Below are 217 nucleotides of genomic sequence, written 5' to 3'. Positions count from 1 at the left end.
GCCCCTGGACAGGCTCATGAACTGCCTCTGGCACCAGCCATGCTTGACAGCCTTCCCGCCATTCCCCTGTGGGTAGTAGCGGATAAGGGCTACGCGTCGAACGCCTTGCGTGAACGGATATGGGACATGGGAGCCCGGCCAGCCATTCCCGCGAAACGACGCGATGGCCCGGCCGCCTGCCCCAAATGGGCCTATCGGTGTCGGCATCTCGTTGAGA

At 63.6% G+C, this 217-nt stretch carries 1 protein-coding gene; it reads left to right on the top strand.

Going from position 1 to position 217, the window contains the following annotated elements; translation table 11 throughout:
- Positions 1-217 (top strand): transposase (locus B7449_RS24740; RefSeq protein WP_148431438.1); only part of this gene is annotated, 217 nt, incomplete at both ends.

The organism is Komagataeibacter intermedius TF2 (genome assembly GCF_000964425.1).
GTDB classification, from domain to species: domain Bacteria; phylum Pseudomonadota; class Alphaproteobacteria; order Acetobacterales; family Acetobacteraceae; genus Komagataeibacter; species Komagataeibacter intermedius.
The sequence above is the reverse complement of the archived record's forward strand: the minus strand, read 5'-3'. Positions and strand labels throughout refer to the sequence as shown.